The organism is Pseudoalteromonas sp. BZA4, from assembly GCF_040104395.1.
Taxonomy (GTDB): Bacteria; Pseudomonadota; Gammaproteobacteria; order Enterobacterales; family Alteromonadaceae; genus Pseudoalteromonas.
This window is the reverse complement of the sequence record NZ_JBECOT010000072.1, coordinates 1-17844: the sequence shown is the minus strand read 5'-3', so window position 1 is coordinate 17844 and position 17844 is coordinate 1. Positions and strand designations below refer to the sequence as shown.

The following is a 17844-nucleotide window of genomic DNA, read 5'->3' as shown; positions in this document are numbered from 1 at the left end:
AATGAGTATGGTCGTTAATCATAATGTGTCTCCAAACAAGATTTGAAGATCTGATCATGATGTTGAAATTTAGTTCAAAAAAATCCCCGCTAATTTCTTAGCAGGGATTTGTGTATAAGAGACAGCTCTATAGCGGCTTTTTCGTAACTTGAATAAATTAAGCTGAGGTTGGGCCTGAGCTTTCCCGTACCACTAATGAAGGGGTAAAGTTCGTGATGATGTCTTTATCTTGATTACGTGCACCACGGGTTTTTCTAAACAGTAAACGCGCTGCATGCTGCGAAATCACATCATTTGCCTGATGAGCTGTAGTGAGTTTAGGCCAAGTCTGACGCGAGAACGGTGAGTCCTCGAAGCCGGTAATTGATAATTGTTGTGGAATTTCGATCCCCATTAAGCGTGAGGCGAATAACGCGCCTGCTGCCATTTCATCGTTACCGCCTAGTAAGGCAGTGATGTTTTTAGGGTTATTTTCACCCAGCAATGCTTTTGCACCTTCTACACCTGATTCAAAAGAATACTGGCCTTCATAGATCAGCTCATCATTCATCGAGATGCTGTGATCTTTTAATGCGGCCTGATAACCCTCTAAGCGTTCAGTTGTTGATTTATGCTCTTTGCCACCACATAAAAAACCAATATTCTTATGGCCTAGCGAGAGTAGGTGAGAAGTAATTTCGTACGCAGCGGCGTAGTCGTTCACATAGATACAAGTATCTTGGTCTTCTTCTGTAGGGCGACCAGAGAGTACGCGTACATAATGAATACCCATTTCATCAAGCATCTCGATGATACTGCTTTGCTCTGACAGCGGTGGCGTTAATACAAGGCCTGCTAAGCGAGAGCGCTTGATCATGGTTTTAAAGTCTTCTTCCATGTTGCCATCAAGGTAGTTACATGGATGAATCACCAGCTCATAGCCTTCTTCTTTACAGCGCGACAACACACCATTTTGCATATCGATGACATAATAAGCATTCGGGTTGTCATAAACTAAACCAACAGTAAAAGACGATGTGCCTGCTAGGTTACGAGCTGCAAGGTTTGGTTGATAGTTCAACGTGTTAACAGCGTCCATCACTATGTCGTACGTTTTTTTTCTGACCGATGGCTCTTTATTAATTACTCGCGATACGGTTTTCATTGAAACACCAGCGAGTTTGGCTACATCATTTATGGTTACTTTCATACTGTTACTTTATAGTTAGTTATATTTGTATTATAATAATATCGATAAGTGTTCACCAGAGCGCTTTTTCTGAATAGGTACATCAATATTTAATATAAGTTAGTTAGTGTATCTAATGTTCTACCAAATTAGCAGTAAAATAATTGAGATAATTTTTATGATACCGGTGTCAAAAGAGAAAAATTGCGCTATTATCTCGACTATAAAATGTAAAAGTAGAACATTGACAGCGTTGTCATTTTAACTTAGTGTTAATTTTCATCGTGTTTTTAATTGCTGTCTTTATTCAACATTAATAAAAAGATAGTTAAAAATCAGTTTGTTGCAAGTTTTGAGGGGATTATATATATGAGCAGCCGTTCGCAATTAGCTAGTTGGCAAGCACTATCTGAAAGTGCCAAGAAGATGAAACAAATTCATCTTAAAGATTTATTTGCCAAAGATAGCACGCGTTTCGAGCAATTCTCTGCTCAGATCCCAGGTGTATTATTCGATTACTCAAAACAACAAATTGATAAAACTGTTTTTGAGCAATTAATTGCTTTAGCGAAAGAGTGCGATATCAGCGCATGGCGCGACAAGATGTTCAGTGGTGAGAAAATTAACATTACTGAAGACCGTGCTGTACTTCATACTGCTTTACGTAACCGCGCTAACACAGCTGTAATGGTTGATGGTGAAAACGTAACAGACGCTGTTAACGCTGAGCTTGCTAAAATGAAAGCCTTTGTTGGCAAAGTACGCAGTGGCGAGTGGTTAGGCTACACAGGTAAAGCTGTAAAAGATGTTGTTGCTATTGGTGTAGGTGGTTCAAACCTTGGTCCGCAAATGGCAACCGAAGCACTTGCTGCTTATGCTGACGACACATTAAATGTTCACTATGTATCAAATGTTGATGGTGTTCAGATTGCATCTGTTTTGCAAGGTTTAGATGTTGAGACAACATTATTTGTTATCTCATCTAAAACATTTACAACCTCAGAAACCATGACTAACGCTAAATCGGCTGTTGAGTGGTTTTTACAAACAGCACAAGCGCAAGAACATATTGCTAAGCACTTTGTAGCTGTAAGCACCAATTTAGAAAAAACAGCGGCCTTTGGTATCGCTGATGAAAACGTATTCACAATGTGGGATTGGGTAGGCGGTCGCTTTTCTTTATGGAGTGCGATAGGATTACCAATCGCCCTGTACCTAGGCTTCGACGCGTTCGAAGAGATCCTAGAAGGTGCGTTTGAAATTGATGAGCATTTTAAAAATGCTGAATTTGAAAATAACGTACCATTGTTAATGGCGCTTTTAAGTGTTTGGAACACTAGCTTTTTAGGTTATACGGCACAAGCTATTTTACCGTATGACCAAGCACTACACATGTTACCTGCGTATTTACAGCAAGGTGAGATGGAAAGTAACGGTAAGCATGTTACTTTTGCTGGTGAAACGGTTCCTTACACGACGGTTCCAATTATTTGGGGTATGACAGGTATTAATGGCCAACATGCTTTTTACCAATGTCTGCACCAAGGTAATGTAATTGTACCTGCTGACTTTATTGCCTCAATTGAGCCGCAAGTAAATATTGGTAAGCACCATGATATTTTATTATCAAACTTCTTTGCACAAACCGAAGCGATGATGGCCGGTGTTGATGCAGAGCAAGTAACTGCAGATTTAACCGCAAAAGGTAAATCTGAAGCAGAAATTGCAGAATTATTGAATCATAAGATTCACCAAGGCAATCGCCCAACAACGTCAATGTTGTTAGATAAAGTTGATGCTAAAACGGTAGGACGTTTAATTGCGCTTTATGAGCACAAGATCTTCTGCCAAGGCATTATCTTAGAAATCTGTTCATTTGACCAATGGGGTGTAGAGCTAGGTAAGGGACTTGCCTCTAAAATTGAAGCTGAATTATTTGATGACGAAGTCAGTCATCCACATGACAGCTCAACCAACGGGCTGATCGCTTACTATAAAACACATCGTAAGCAGTAATAGATTCGCAGCAACAGCTGCAAACCGAATACCTTTGAACGGGTAGCGCTGGAGTTCTTAGGGCCTGTATTTTTGTGAGAGGATTTACAGAGCCCCTAAGACTCATTTACTTCAGCTAACATAAGAATAATGAGTAAACTACTTACAACAAATTCAACAGGCTTTGTTAAAGGGATCATCTAACACAGCCAATCAACCAGATAACAACACGCACTGCCATACTGCATGAGTCGATTAACATGGCATTGCCAATGTAGAGAGTGATATATGTTAAATCCATTTGATATCGTAATTTTTGGGGGCGGCGGTGATCTTGCGTTACGTAAGTTACTTCCTGCAATGTATCGCGCTTATCAAGAGGGCAACCTTCCTCAAGGTTCTCGTATCCTTCCTACGGTACGTGAAGAAAGCAAACGTAAAGAATACATCGAAACAGCACATAAAGCGTTACAAGACTTTTTAGGTAAAGGTGAGTACAACGCAAAAGATTGGAAAGCATTTTCAGCTTATCTTGTGCCAGTTGTAACGAATGTAACCGAAGCCGATGATGACTGGGATAAACTAAAAGATATCCTTGATGAACACGACGCAGACAAGTCTCGTGTTTTTTACCTTTCATTACCACCTGCAGTGTACGGTAGCTGTTGTGAAATTTTATCTAAGAAAGGTCTGATCACAGAAACGTCACGCGTTGTTGTTGAAAAACCGATTGGTTACTGCGGTGAGTCTGCTGAAGCAATCAATGCAAAAATTGCTGAATACTTCAAAGAAGAGCAAGTATTCCGTATTGACCATTACTTAGGTAAAGAAACAGTACAAAACTTAATGGCACTGCGTTTTTCAAACTCACTGTTTGAAAACCTGTGGGATGCAAAATCAATCGATAACATCCAAATCAGCTTATCAGAAACTGTGGGCCTAGAAAGCCGCGCTGGTTTCTACGATAAAGCGGGTGCATTACGCGATATGGTACAAAACCACTTGTTACAATTACTTTGCTTAGTGGCAATGGAATCACCAAACAAATTAAACGCGAACAGCATCCGTACTGAAAAATTAAAAGTACTTGAGTCGTTACGTCCGTTAGTGGCTGAAGATGTTGATGCAAACATTGTACGTGGTCAGTATGTACCAGGTAACTTAGACGGTAAAATCGTCCCAGGTTACTTAGAAGAATTAAACGAAGGTGCGAGCAAAACAGAAACTTTTGTTGCTATTCGTGCGCACATCGATAACTGGCGTTGGGCAGGTGTGCCTTTCTATCTTCGTACTGGTAAACGTATGAAAAAGCGTTGTGCTGAAATCGTTGTTGAATACAAAAAAGTATCTCACAACGTTTATACCGACAACGTAGGTAACATTGAGCCAAATCGTCTTGTTATTCGTCTGCAACCAGAAGAAACAATTCAATTAACACTGATGTCTAAGCGCCTTGATAACCTTGAGATGCAATTAGAACCAGTAACCATGAACATTGAGTTATCGCAAGCGTACAGTAATGGTTTCCATTCAGATGCTTACAAGCGCTTAATGTTAGATGCCGCAGCAAATAACCCATCACTGTTTATTCACCGTGATGAAGTGCGTCAAGCATGGAAATGGATTGACCCAATCATTGAGCGTTGGCAAGAAAAAGGTGCACCATCGTTATACCGAGCTGGTACATGGGGCCCTGAAGATGCAGATGAGCTTTTAGAAGAAAACAACCACGTTTGGTTTAACACAGGCGATAAGGCGTAATTAAGATGGCAACAATTGTTGAAAAATTCTTTGCAAACAAAGACGAATTAACAGCTGAGCTTTCTTCAAGCCTTGAACAAAGCCTTGTTGCTGGTATTAAAGAAGATGGTCGCGCGGTACTGATGGTATCGGGTGGCTCATCGCCAGCACCTGCTTATAAGCACTTATCAAACCTTGAGCTTGATTGGGCAAACATTGATGTTGCTATGGTTGATGAGCGTTGGGTTGATGCTGATCATGAAAAAAGTAATGAAGCATTTATCAAAAGCACGCTATTACAAAACCATGGCGCTGCAGCTAATTTCGTAACAATGAAAAATGACGCATTAACGGCACAAAACGGTGTAGCAGAATGTGAAGCTGCATACAAAGCATTAAAGCGTCCTTTTGATGTGACAATTTTAGGCATGGGTCCAGATGGTCATACGGCTTCTCTTTTCCCTCATGCCGAAGGCCTTGAACACGGCCTTGCGACAGATGATTTAGTATGTGCAATTAACGCTATTGAAAGCGATGTAACAGGTAAAATCACTGAGCGTATGACGTTAACTTTAGCTGCGATTGCAGACTCTAAAGTAGTGAAGCTTTTAATTAGCGGTGAAGAAAAGCTCGCTGTTTACAAGCAAGCAAAAGAGGGCGGTGCAGTTGCTGACATGCCTTTACGTGCTGTATTGAATCACCCACATATCAATATCGAAGTTTATTGGGCGCCTTAATCGCCCGATTAAACTCAATGTCAAAAGCGAGCTATTATGCTCGCTTTTTTGTTTTAAATTCTCATCTTTAACAAACGATTTTGCATAAATACGCTTTCTTTAAATAGCCCGATAAAGTGTTAGACAAGTACAAAACGGCTCTATATAATTAAAAATGACAGCGTTGTCATTATTATTGATTGTTATTCTCAGTATTCCCTTTAACTCATTCTGCCCAGAAAAAGTTAAAAATAATTTGTACATGACAGCGCGCTTTTAGAAACACATTAGTTTTTTAAGCTAATTTATTGTTAGATAACAGGTTTTATATAACTTTTAGTTATGGTTAATAAATGCCCAATGGAAACTAAAGCTTACAAAAATACATGTAATTTTTAGCAAATTTCAAAAACTCATCCTTTTGGTCTTTTCATCTGCAATATCACTCATGCTATATTTGCGCCGTTTATTTGTAACAATTCTTAAAAAACTCAATATTAAATATTAGTTATATCAATAACTTGATTATTTCGTTGTAAATTTTTTGCACAAATCAACCAAAAAGATGTAGCACAAATGTAATTTAGAGTGTATGGTTTGTTACTAGATGACAGCGTTGTCATCATCACTGGGCAGAAGTGATATAAAAAACCAACAAAATGATTCAAGGGGAATCCTGTGTTAGCTAAAAATTTTAAGAAAAGCTTATTAGCAGTTAATATCGGCCTCGTAATGAGTGCTGGGTTCACTGGCGCTGCATACGCAGCAGAAGAAACTAAAGTTCAAGAAGATGTTGAAGTAATTGAAGTTCGCGGTATTCGCCGTTCACTTGAAGCTTCAATGAATACTAAGCGCTTTGCTGACAGCGTTGTCGATGCTGTATCTGCAGAAGATGTCGGTAAGTTTCCCGATAGCGATGTAGGTGAAGCGCTTGGTCGTATTTCTGGTGTAGCAGTTAACCGCGCATTTGGTCAGGGTCAACAAGTGTCTATTCGTGGTGCATCTGCACAATTAACGCGTACTTTACTGAATGGGCACTCAGTCGCTTCAACAGGTTGGTATGACCAACAATCAATCGACCGTAGCTTTAACTACACATTACTTCCACCAGAAATGGTTGGTGGTATTGAGGTTTATAAATCATCTCAGGCAAACCTTGTCGAAGGTGGTATCGGTGGTACGGTCATCGTAAACACTCGTAAGCCTTTAGATCTTGACGCGAATACCCTTTTTGGAAGTGTGAAAGCTGACTACGGCACGATCTCAGAAGAAACAGATCCTGAAATCTCTGGTCTTTATAGCTGGAAAAATGATGAAGAAACCTTTGGTGCACTAGTCTCAGCAGCATTTTCTGAAACAAATTATCAGCGCAATGGTATTGAATCTTTAGTAGGTTGGGGTGACATTGTTCCTTCTACATTCCAACAACAACGTGAACGTACTGCTATCAATGCCGTTTTCCAATATCGCCCAACTGATAGTTTAGAGCTAGGTCTTAATGTTATGAGCCTAGATCTTTCAGCTGATAACGCAAATACTTCTCTATTTTTAATATTCCCTGACGATAAAGATGCAGCTTGTGAACAAGTTAATGTAGATGGTACGTGTACTTTCTACCGTCGTTCAGGTGAAGGTGCAAACCCAGGCTGGGCACAAACGTGGGCTCGTGCAGGTTCAATGACTTCGGATACGGTTGATTTTGAATTCAAATACGCTGGTGATAATTTTGAGCTTAAAGGCCGAGTTGGTAACACACAATCAGAAGGTGGTACGGACCTCACTGCGAACTATGGTTTTTGGTTAGGTACTCCTGCAGACTATGCGGGCACATACGATGCGACAGGTGACGTAATTGATATTGATATTGCGAATAAGTCGTTCACTGCTGATGACTTCCAAGGGCAACTATCTTCAGCTGGTTGGGCACTCAAAAAGCAACCTAACTCTGATGAAGAAACATACGCACAGTTTGATTTAACATTCCCTGTTGATTTTGGTGCAATTACTGCAATCAAAACAGGTTTCCGTTGGGCAGATCACGACGTTAAACAAGAGACTTATACTGCGAATTTAGTAGACTCAATCGCGGCATACGATGCATCTCATTATTATTCAGGCACAGTATCCTCAGGGGCGGGTTTCACTATACCTAAACCTAACCTTGATCAAATGCTCTCTGATGGTTACGCAGCGATTACTAGCTTTGATAATACATCAATCGCTTATAAGGCTGGCTATGGTACAGTAAATGAAGAAAATTTTTCACTTTACGCAATGGCTGATTTTTCTGCTGAAGGCATACGTGGTAACTTTGGACTACGTTATACCTCTACAGATGCATCATCTGATTACTTCGCACTAGATGCGAATGGTAACTACGCAAACAGCCTAAGCACTGATAAAGCTGATTACAGCGAAGTATTACCAAGTGTTAACGTGGCATTTGATTTGACTGAAGATATGATTCTACGTTTCTCAGCAGCGCAAGTAATGTCACGTGCTAACTACACTGACATGTTTGCATCTTCATCATTAGCGGGTTATGAAGATGATGTAGATGGTAATGAAGTTATCACTACTGGTAATATCGGTCTGGAGCCATTCAAAGCAACACAAGCTGATTTTGGTATTGAATACTACTTTGATGGTGACGGCATGGTTAGTGCTACTTACTTCATCAAAGATATCTCATCATTTACTAAGGTAGATGAAGTGACTAATCAAAGTATTGGTATAACAGACCCTAACACTGGAAAGGATGACTGGACAGTTGCTTCTAAAGGGACGGGTTCAGGTGGTGAGATTAAAGGTATCGAGCTACAAATTCAAGATGGTTTTGACAATGGTTTCGGCTACCAAGCTAATTATACTTACGTCGATTCAGAAGCTCCTGCAGAAAACTTCCCTGACCGTATTGAATTATTCTCTGACTCTTCAGAGCATACGGTTAACTTAGTTGGTTACTATGAGGCTGATTTCTACAGCGTACGTTTAGCATATAACTGGCGTTCAGAGTACATGGTTCGTGAAGCACCAGGTTTCTATGGTAACCGTGAGCATCAAGACTACGGTACACTTGACCTAACGGCTAAGTATTCAGTAACAGACTATCTAGACTTAACATTTGAAGCGGTTAACATTACTGAAGAAGACAGTATTCAAATTGGTACTGCCTCAGGTGATGCAGATGTTAAACCTGAGCTTCGTAACGGCTACCCAGCATGGAGCTTTGAAGGTGAAGCACGCTACAAGCTAGGTGTATCACTACGTTTCTAATTTGATTTAGATAACGAAATTAAGAAAGCCCAGCTCGTACTGGGCTTTTTTGTGAGTAAAAAGTGGGCGAGTAAAAATGATAAAAAAAATCGCAATTGTTGGTGGTGGAACAGCAGGTTGGTTAGCCGCTAACCATTTAGGCCATGCGCTTTTGCAAAGCGGTATTGAGATCACATTAATCGAGTCACCTAATATTGCCAGCATAGGTGTCGGTGAAGGTACTGTTCCTTCGATGCGCAACTCTTTGCAAAAGTTTGGTATCAGCGAAAGTGACTTCATCAATGAATGTGATGTTACTTTTAAGCAGTCAATCAAGTTTGTAAATTGGCTAGATAAACACAAACATGGTGCTAACTTTTACCATCATTTATTTGATCACCCACATATATTCGGTGAGGAGTTAACGCAGCAGTGGCTTGCTGAGGGTAACGGTAATGATTACGCCGAGTTTGTTTCTAAGCAACATGCGTGTTGTGAAAATAACCTAGCACCGAAAACAATTGCGACACCTCAATATGCAGGTATCAATGGCTATGCCTATCACTTTGATGCTAAAAAGTTTGCTGCATTCTTAGGAAGCCATGCCGCGCAACATTTTGCTGTAAAACACCTGTTTGCAGAAATTAAAGATGTCAGCTGTGATGAGCAAGGTTTTATTACACACCTAATCGACTCAGAAGGTAACGCCTTAGAGTTTGACTTTATTATTGATTGCTCTGGTTTTTCGGCTGCCTTTATAGGGCAAAAATTAGGGGTCGGTTTTGTAGATAAATCAGCTAGTTTATTAACTGATACTGCAATCACATTGCAAGTACCGACACAAAGCGATGATGAAATACCACCTTACACTATTGCTACGGCACACCAAGCCGGTTGGATCTGGGATATTGCACTCACAGAGCGAAGAGGGGTGGGGTTTGTTTATTCATCTAAGTATATGAGCGATGAGCAAGCACACGCTAAATTGCATCATTATTTAGGTAATAAATTTGAGCACTTAACGCCAAGAAAGATCCCAATGAAAGTAGGGCATAGAGAAAAAATGTGGCACAAAAACTGTGTCGCTATCGGGTTGTCGCAAGGATTTGTTGAGCCACTTGAAGCAACTGCCATCTTAATTGCAGACTTTTCTGCGGGGTTATTAGCAAAGCGTTTTCCGCGTACCCGAGATGACATTAACTTAGTTGCTGATGATTATAATCAGCAGGTGAATTATGTATGGCAACAAACGTTCGATTTTATAAAAATGCATTACTTTATTTCGGATAGAACTGATTCAGCCTTTTGGCGTGATAACAAAAAAGCCGACCAGTTATCAGACAAACTAAAAAATAACCTAGCACGCTGGCATCGCTTTACGCCGGTACGGGAAGACTTCGCCAGTAAGTTTGATTTATTCGACTTAGAAAACTACTTATATGTATTGTTTGGTATGCATTATGTACCTGCCAAACAGCAACGCGTCAAGCAGTTATTAAGCGAGCTACCTAAGCACAGAGAACTATTAGATAAAATAAAGAAATTTGGCTTACAGAAGTACTAATTTGATTAACTGAGCTGGCTAAAAAAGTATTAGTCAGCTTAGCTAATTCTAAAAAATGAAGAGATAGATAAACGGCTGTTGCTTATATCATTGCTGTACTCTTTGTGATTAAAAAGAGCTGCGCTATGCAATAGGTTGCTCTTATAAATTACGAGCCTATTAATCTTCGCTTCAATATCCACCACTTTTTCAAAAAGCGCTGTTGTTTCATTTAAATAGCCTTGATGAGTTGCGCTGTGTTTTTCTGTATCAGCAATCATGTTATGCACGCTATTTTGGTTATCAGCTGTCACTTTAATTATGTTCTCGGGGAGGTATTTGTATATGCCTGTGCCGCCCCATTCTTTAGGAGACAAATAATGCACTGCTGCAAATGTTTTATCATCCGTTGAATCAATATGTGGCATACGCTGTAAGGTATTTAATTCATCCGCATTTTGAGTAACTAATGAAAGCTTACAGCGGTGAAGATATAAATTATTTTCACCGCTTGTAATGATCCCTTGCTCTAAAAGCTCGTTAAGTAGCTGCTCAAAAGCTCGGTAATAAGGCGCAGGCATTTCATCTCGTTTGCCTGGGTAAAGTGTGCCATCGCTGCCAAAAGGCTGGAAATAGGCTGTATCTGTGGCAAATTGATAAATAGGCTCAACGCTGTGTAAAAAGTCATCAACAATAATGACAGTCTCATTAATTTCAGCAATGAAAACGCTGCTTACTTTATAGTCTTTATTTAATTGATAGCCTTTCATTGTTTGCCTTATTCTTCCCATAATTTTTGAATATACTAACAAAAATAGTGGCTTATGCGTGATAATATTTACTTGTTTATAGCTTGTTTTTTCATCATTTGGGGTTGATTGGTAATGTAGGTAAATTTGTTAATTTATAATGTACAAACTGCCACAAAATTTTCACTTCCTTTTTGTTGCCAAAACCTATAGGCTTTGGGCACTAACAGCAAAAACATATTATAAAATTAATGGAGCAGTATCATGGCGGAGCAACAAGTACAGCCTTTACATAACGAAAAACATGCCAACACTAAAATTCAAAATGGCATCAACATTGAGTTCATGAAAACTCAGCACTTAGTACCTGTGGTTGCACACGAATTTGCACGCATCGCAAATGAATTCCCAATGGCATTTGTTAAAAACAACGAATCAGGTCAATTCCAAGCAGTTGCTTTATTTGGTCTAGAGCCAGGCGAGAACCTTTTCATTCAAGACGACAAATGGACAGCTGCATTTGCACCTATGTCTATGACTCGTTACCCACTAGGTCTTGTTAAGCACCCAGAAGCTGACCAATTTGGTATCGTAATCGACGAAGCAAGCCCGCTTGTAAGCGAAGAAACAGGTAATGCACTTTTCGAAAACGGTGAAGAAACTGAGTACCTTAAGCGTCGTAAAGAAGCGCTTGTTTCTTTCATCGAGTTCTCTCAGGTCACTGAAGCATTCACTAAGTACCTTGCAGACAAAGAACTACTAGTAGCTCAAACGCTAACTGTAGAAATCAAAGGTGAGAAAAAAGACATCAACGGTATCTACCTTGTTGATGAGAAAAAACTTAACTCACTAAGTGATGAAGAGTTCTTAGACCTTCGTAAGCGTGGCTACTTAGCACCTATCTACTCTTTCTTAACGTCTACTCACCAAGTAGCACGTTTAGCACGTTTAAAAGCAGCTCAAGCTTAATTTTAAACAGCTGAAAAAAGCGCCATTAGGCGCTTTTTTTGTTTCTTTCGTCGGTTAAAGCTTGAAATGCAGCGCCGAATTATTCACATTGGGCTTACAAACTAAAATAAATATAAGTGCCCCTATGTTAAAAACATTACTCACCTCAGCCATTGCCCTTAGCGCATTATCATTTAGTTCTTTAAGCCACAGTAGTGATCAACCTTTTGCTATCGCCATTCATGGTGGTGCAGGAACGATTGAAAAGAGCCGCTTCACGCCAGAGCAAGAAAAAGCTTACCGTGCAAAACTAAAAGAAGCCGTTGAAACAGGCTATGCCGTGCTTGAAAAGGGCGGTGAGAGCCTAGATGCTATCACTGCGGCAATTAATGTGCTGGAGAACTCGCCGTATTTCAACGCTGGTCGCGGTGCTGTATATACTTATGACGGTGCACATGAGCTTGACGCATCGATTATGGATGGTCGTACACGCCAAGCTGGAGCTGTTGCTGGGGTTAAACACATTGAAAACCCAATTAACTTGGCGCGCTTAGTGATGGAAAAATCAGTGCATGTTATGCTCAGCGGCCAAGGTGCTGAAGAGTTTGCAAAAACTCAAGGTATGCCGCTGGTTGAAAACAACCTATTTGATACTGAGCACCGTTATAAAGCGTTATTAAAAGCAAAAGAAAAGCTCGATAAACAAAAAGTAACTAGCAAAGACTACCAAGCTGCACACAAAGCCCTGCCGGTTAATTACAAAATGGGCACTGTCGGTGCAGTTGCACTTGATAAAAACGGTAATATCGCTGCAGGTACTTCTACAGGTGGTATGACAGCAAAACGTTTTGGTCGTGTAGGTGACTCACCAGTGATTGGTGCGGGGACCTTTGCTGAAAACGAATCTTGTGCAGTATCTGCAACAGGGCATGGCGAGTACTTTATTCGCTACAATGTGGCAGCTGATATTTGTGCTCGCGTAAAATACCAAGGTAAAACTATTGTAGAAGCGGGGAACGAAGTGATCCACGATGTATTAATGCCTATAGGTGGCACAGGCGGTGTGATCATTATTGATGCTAAAGGTAACATTAGCTTGCCGTTTAACACCGCTGGTATGTACCGTGCGAGTAAATCAAATACATCACCAACTTATGTGGGTATTTTTAAAGACGAGTAATTATCTGTAACGAATCTTCAGACAATAAAAAACCGAGTTCACAACTCGGTTTTTTATTGTCACCAAAGTTATTGGCGATTAATTTTTACCTTGAAGGGTGTTTCATCTTGATTCGTTGAGCGATAAGGGTTGATATCTAAACCACCACGGCGTGTATAACGGGCATACACTTCTAACTCTTCAAGGTTTAACTGCTGCATTAAATCGCAGTAAATACGCTCTACACATTGCTCATGAAATTCGTTGTGAGTTCGAAATGAAATTAAATATTTTAATAAGGCTTCATGGCAAATCGCTTGGCCTTTATAACGAATAATCACACTCGCCCAATCAGGCTGTGAGGTGATCAAACAGTTCGATTTTAGTAAGTGACTGTGTAGGGTTTCTGAGACAATCTCATCACCATTATGGCGAAGTGAGCTTGCATCAATATCATAGCTGGTGATTTCGATATCCAGATCATCAATACATTCGCCCGGTAACGCTGAAAATGGCAAACAATTGAAATCATCTGCTTGGTATAAAGTAACGACCACCGGTGCATTAACTGCATCTGACAAGTCTTTGCTAAGCGCTTGATGTACGCCATCTAGCGTCTCAAAACGTGTTTGATTAAAGCTATTTAGGTACAGTTTGAATGACTTAGACTCAATGATATGGCTGCTCTGACAAGGAAATACAAACGTTGCCACAGCGACCATTGGCTTACCCTTGCTATTTAGCCACGATAATTCATAGCCAGTCCAAATATCTTGGCCTTTAAACGGTAAGTTATCTTCGCTAACACCTAATGCATCACGGTTTAATTTACGGGCAATAGGAAACAGTAAACTGGGTGTGTAGGTATCTACATACTCTGTGCTTTTACCAAGAACACTGTTTTTCAGTTCGGGTGAGTTGCTGTAATCTGTCATCTTTACACTTTTGTAGTTACAATGGCGGCATTATACCTAAAGCCAATGAGTTTCGCAGTATGTCTGTTTCTACAAAACTAGATAAGTTACATCAAGCATTTAGTGAAAAATGCCTCGAACGCACAGGAAAGCTTCCTGTTATTGAACATGATACAGCATGGCCAAGTCCATGTGAGCAGGGCGAAGTAGATGAGCAGGGGCTTATTCAGTGGTGTGCAGTTCCACAACAACCTGCTGGCAGTTTAGAAGACTTAGCCAAGGCACTAGAGTTATCGTTTCCTGAAGATTTAAGCCCATTGTTTGGTCATGTCTATGCGGGTAATTTGTTATTGAGTATTGATGATCATCACATTGAACTGCTACAAGCATGGAATGAAGATGATTTTAGCCGCTTACAGCAAAATATTACCGGTCACGTGTTAATGAAGCGCAAGCTAAAGCAGCCAGAAACCGTATTTATTGGTCTTACAGAGCAAGATGATCTGCTGATCACTGTATTAGTCGAAAGCGGTGATGTTTGCTTAGAGTATGTGGGTAAAAAACCACATCATGTGCTAGCGAATAGCATCAGTGAGTTTTTAGACAAAGTAACGGTGTAAATTCAATAAGTAAAAAGGGGCGGTTGCCCCTTTCGTGTATCTGGTTATTACCTTTATTAGGTTATTGAAAGTCCCACGAGATATTCGAAACAATGCCACAGGGCTCACAACGAAAATCAAATAAGCCAAACCATGGCTCTGGTAATTTCCACTCGCCATCGCAGCTTGGGCAGCGACGTTTAAGCTCTGACTCTTTGTCAACGCCGCCTACACGGTATAAATAGTAATAAACCGGCTTCTTGGTTAGAAAACTAATACGTTTCGTGATATCGCGACCACGGCGGTATAAGTCACTCTTGATGCTAGTTAGCTCTTCAAGCGCAGGAAATTCACAACGGGTTGCACCATTGATCTGAATTTGATCGCACGCTTGCCAGTCTTCTTGCCATTTAATGAGTGTTTTGTAATCGCCATTGGCAATTGCTGGAATGCGAAATAATGGCACAGGCAAAAAGTCATCACCACAATAAAGCGGGCTACAGGTGTGCACGTACGTGGTATACAAAATATAGCACGACGGATCATGACACATGTCTGCGCCATTTGAGTGAATGTCTTGGCCGACCACTTTAACTTTTGGTGCCAGTAAGCCTGCAGTGTTTAATTGCTCAATGCTATGTTTTACAAACGGGCTATGGTTGAGCGGATGCATCGCATCTTCGGTTGGGCACATTACACGAGTAATGAAAAATCCATCTTTTAAAACCGTTGGAAATTCATCACCAATAATTTGGCCGTTAAAACGAAGCGCATTCACTAGGCGGTTTATCGCCTGTTCAGCAAGCTCTAGGGTAGTATCTTGGTAGCAATCAAAAGTCAGATCGACAACAAACATTATTTTTTCTCAAGCAGTGCTAATAACCTATCTAATTTTGCTTCAATACGATCCAATTGACTTTCTTTTGGTGTACTCAGTTGTTCATTTGACGGGTTATTGATGAAATTATTAATTGAATCCGGATTGTTTTTATATTGGCTAACCGCAGCGATGATCACAGGCATCGGCATTGGTTGGGCTAGCTTACTTTTAGTTAAGGCAACTGTTGGGGTTTTACCTTCATCAAGAAGGGTTTTAATTGCATCAAATACAACGGCATTCATTTTTGTATAAACTCTTTTATAAAGACTAAAAAGCACCGCAGTATATGGGCTGCAGTGCGCGCGTATGGTAGCAATAATAGATGTGGAGTGAAATTACTTTCCTAATTTACGAGCTAAAAGAATGTTATTTAAGCTCGTAAATTTGGTCGCAGGCGTTACTGGCGTAACCTTGCGTCTAATTCATCAATCACCTCGCTCCAAGCACCATCTTCTGCAAGTGATTCTGCTAAAAAGTGTTGCTGAGCTTCATCCCAAAAAGGCGCTTCCTGCAATAGGGTTGTATCAGACAGTTGATGGGATGCTATAAAAGCATCTATTTCACTTTCTTTGCTCGGTAAACCAAGTTGTGCAAATAGGGTCGAAATATCATGTTTTGTCGTATCCATAGTTCTGCTCCTTGTGTATGGCGATAATTATTACTGCTTGAACTTAATGATGATGAACCGCAGTTTAACTTACGCTGAATTTGTCTTTAATCGCTGTTGGGTATATACCTTATAGTCTAGTACGAAAATAATAAAACAAATAAAAGGATGAGTATTTTGACAGTTGCTGAACCCGAAACCTTAAGTGTGCAATACCTGAGTGCTGAAGATATTAGCACTGCCGCAAGCCTTATTTATCAAGCCTATCATGATGATCCCGTTCTTCAGAATGTATTAGGTTTTCAACAAGATAACCCAAGTAAATATGAAACTAAATTACGTGCTTTAGTACGTGAAGAGCTAGCAAGTTTCTGGCAAGAAAAGCAGCCTCTAATAGGTCTTTACTCACAAAGCAGATTAAAGGCCATTGCCTGTGTATTCGATTCGGCAAGTGAACTACAAGCTGAACGATACTGGCATTGGCGCTTAAAACTGATGCTTAGTGCGGGTTACTTGCAAACCAATCAGCTTATAGAAAAAGAGCGCACTATTCGCGAAGCGCTTTCGAGTAAAGGTCATTATCTGTTTTTAGCCTTTATAGCCGTTGACCCACATTTTCAGGGGCAAGGTTTAGGCAGATATCTGCTACGAGGGCTTGATGATTTAGTTGAGTCAAGCAATCAAGCAAGTGGTTTAGCCGTATTTGTTACTCGCTCTGAACAGCGTGAATTCTTTAGCTCTGAAGGGTTTGAAGTGTTCAAGGCCTTGAGCTTTAACCAAGTCGAAGGTGACTTGATGTTCAAAGCAGCAAAATGACAAAAGGACGTTTTGGAAATAGCAATGTGAGATAAATCTCACATTGCTGTGCGTTTTATCAGTTTAATGCCTTTAAATTTGTACCCATAATTGCTTATTGTAATGATTTTAAAGGATTTATTGTTTTTGTCATTTTTGTGACTTAGAAAAAATTACTTTTTATGCCTACCAAGATATCCGCATTTCTCTAAACTTAATCATGTCAAGAAGACGCAGGTTCAACGATTGAACTAATGCCAAGGATTAGGATTATGGCAACAAAGCAAGATGCTTAGCAGGAAGCAAAGGGACAAGAGCTAGGGAAGCAAGGAAGAACAAGGACACTGCCAGGATGCAGTACAATCGCGGAGCGATTGAAAAGGACTGACCAAAGGATGATTTTAGCAGGAAGCTAAAGGAGCGTTTGGAAAACGAAGTGGATAGCCATTGACGGCAAGAGGACGGCACTAGGATGTGTTAAATGTTACATGAAGTAGCATGGTGGGTGTATCGGATGTATACCCGTTCAGGGGAAAGATAAAAAGGCAGCTTCGGCATAAGTAAGGATACTTAATCATGGAAGTAGCAAGATTGGGGCGTGGCTATTAGCTACGCCTTATACCATTCCGCATAAAGATTAAATCAATTTAATCCATTCCCGATTGCACATTTTCTTCACTCGATCCGGGATTGAAATAAAGTGATTCCATGCCTTTGAAACTTCATCGACAATTTCGTCATAGCCCGAAAACACTCTATTGGATAAACAATGTTGT

15 protein-coding genes are annotated in these 17844 nt (G+C 40.3%); 9 read left to right on the top strand and 6 right to left on the bottom strand.

Annotated features, from left to right (window positions below; genetic code table 11):
- Window positions 1–157 precede the first annotated feature (157 nt).
- Window positions 158–1189, bottom strand: a complete 1032-nt coding sequence (locus ABMY41_RS19245) for a LacI family DNA-binding transcriptional regulator (protein ID WP_349275944.1) — start codon at window positions 1187–1189, stop codon at window positions 158–160.
- 348 nt (window positions 1190–1537) lie between these two features.
- Between ABMY41_RS19245 and pgi the strand changes: the two genes are divergently transcribed.
- From pgi to ABMY41_RS19220, 5 genes are all read left to right on the top strand, one after another.
- Window positions 1538–3184 (top strand): glucose-6-phosphate isomerase, encoded by a 1647-nt coding sequence (gene pgi / locus ABMY41_RS19240; protein WP_349275942.1) that lies wholly within the window; start codon window positions 1538–1540, stop codon window positions 3182–3184.
- 267 nt (window positions 3185–3451) lie between these two features.
- Window positions 3452–4924, top strand: coding sequence for a glucose-6-phosphate dehydrogenase (zwf, locus tag ABMY41_RS19235; RefSeq protein ID WP_054563610.1), 1473 nt, complete (start codon window positions 3452–3454; stop codon window positions 4922–4924).
- A gap of 5 nt (window positions 4925–4929) precedes the next feature.
- Window positions 4930–5640: a 6-phosphogluconolactonase gene (gene pgl / locus ABMY41_RS19230; protein WP_058586230.1), complete on the top strand. Its 711-nt coding sequence runs from the start codon at window positions 4930–4932 to the stop codon at window positions 5638–5640.
- A 657-nt stretch (window positions 5641–6297) separates the two neighbouring features.
- Window positions 6298–8895 (top strand): TonB-dependent receptor, encoded by a 2598-nt coding sequence (locus tag ABMY41_RS19225; protein ID WP_289098367.1) that lies wholly within the window; start codon window positions 6298–6300, stop codon window positions 8893–8895.
- Between the two features lie 76 nt (window positions 8896–8971).
- On the top strand, window positions 8972–10438 hold the full coding sequence (locus tag ABMY41_RS19220) for a tryptophan halogenase family protein (RefSeq protein ID WP_349275940.1): 1467 nt from the start codon (window positions 8972–8974) through the stop codon (window positions 10436–10438).
- A gap of 38 nt (window positions 10439–10476) precedes the next feature.
- Here the strand turns inward: ABMY41_RS19220 and ABMY41_RS19215 are convergent, their stop codons facing one another.
- Window positions 10477–11187 (bottom strand): DUF6445 family protein, encoded by a 711-nt coding sequence (locus ABMY41_RS19215; RefSeq protein WP_349275939.1) that lies wholly within the window; start codon window positions 11185–11187, stop codon window positions 10477–10479.
- A 243-nt stretch (window positions 11188–11430) separates the two neighbouring features.
- Between ABMY41_RS19215 and ABMY41_RS19210 the strand changes: the two genes are divergently transcribed.
- Window positions 11431–12135: a SapC family protein gene (locus ABMY41_RS19210; RefSeq protein WP_054563614.1), complete on the top strand. Its 705-nt coding sequence runs from the start codon at window positions 11431–11433 to the stop codon at window positions 12133–12135.
- Window positions 12136–12259: 124 nt separating this feature from the next.
- Entirely contained in the window at window positions 12260–13294 is a 1035-nt protein-coding gene (locus ABMY41_RS19205) for an isoaspartyl peptidase/L-asparaginase (RefSeq protein ID WP_349275937.1), read from the top strand.
- Window positions 13295–13362: 68 nt separating this feature from the next.
- Here ABMY41_RS19205 and queF read toward each other — a convergent pair whose 3' ends face one another.
- Complete coding sequence (gene queF, locus ABMY41_RS19200; RefSeq protein WP_055021917.1) at window positions 13363–14208, bottom strand: NADPH-dependent 7-cyano-7-deazaguanine reductase QueF; 846 nt, start codon at window positions 14206–14208, stop codon at window positions 13363–13365.
- A gap of 59 nt (window positions 14209–14267) precedes the next feature.
- Between queF and syd the strand changes: the two genes are divergently transcribed.
- Complete coding sequence (gene syd, locus ABMY41_RS19195; RefSeq protein WP_349275935.1) at window positions 14268–14807, top strand: SecY-interacting protein; 540 nt, start codon at window positions 14268–14270, stop codon at window positions 14805–14807.
- A 61-nt stretch (window positions 14808–14868) separates the two neighbouring features.
- Here syd and ABMY41_RS19190 read toward each other — a convergent pair whose 3' ends face one another.
- From ABMY41_RS19190 to ABMY41_RS19180, 3 genes are all read right to left on the bottom strand, one after another.
- Window positions 14869–15642 carry a Zn-ribbon-containing protein gene (locus ABMY41_RS19190; RefSeq protein ID WP_054553724.1) on the bottom strand — a complete coding sequence of 258 codons (774 nt, stop codon included), beginning with the start codon at window positions 15640–15642 and terminating at the stop codon, window positions 14869–14871.
- Window positions 15642–15908: a hypothetical protein gene (locus tag ABMY41_RS19185; RefSeq protein ID WP_055021916.1), complete on the bottom strand. Its 267-nt coding sequence runs from the start codon at window positions 15906–15908 to the stop codon at window positions 15642–15644. Before ABMY41_RS19185 ends, ABMY41_RS19190 begins: the two co-directional genes overlap by 1 nt.
- Before the next feature lie 155 nt (window positions 15909–16063).
- On the bottom strand, window positions 16064–16294 hold the full coding sequence (locus ABMY41_RS19180) for a DUF2789 domain-containing protein (protein ID WP_036969581.1): 231 nt from the start codon (window positions 16292–16294) through the stop codon (window positions 16064–16066).
- Between the two features lie 147 nt (window positions 16295–16441).
- On the opposite strand from ABMY41_RS19180, the gene ABMY41_RS19175 reads away from it, so the two are divergent.
- Window positions 16442–17089, top strand: a complete 648-nt coding sequence (locus ABMY41_RS19175; protein ID WP_349275932.1) for a GNAT family N-acetyltransferase — start codon at window positions 16442–16444, stop codon at window positions 17087–17089.
- Window positions 17090–17844: the final 755 nt, after the last annotated feature.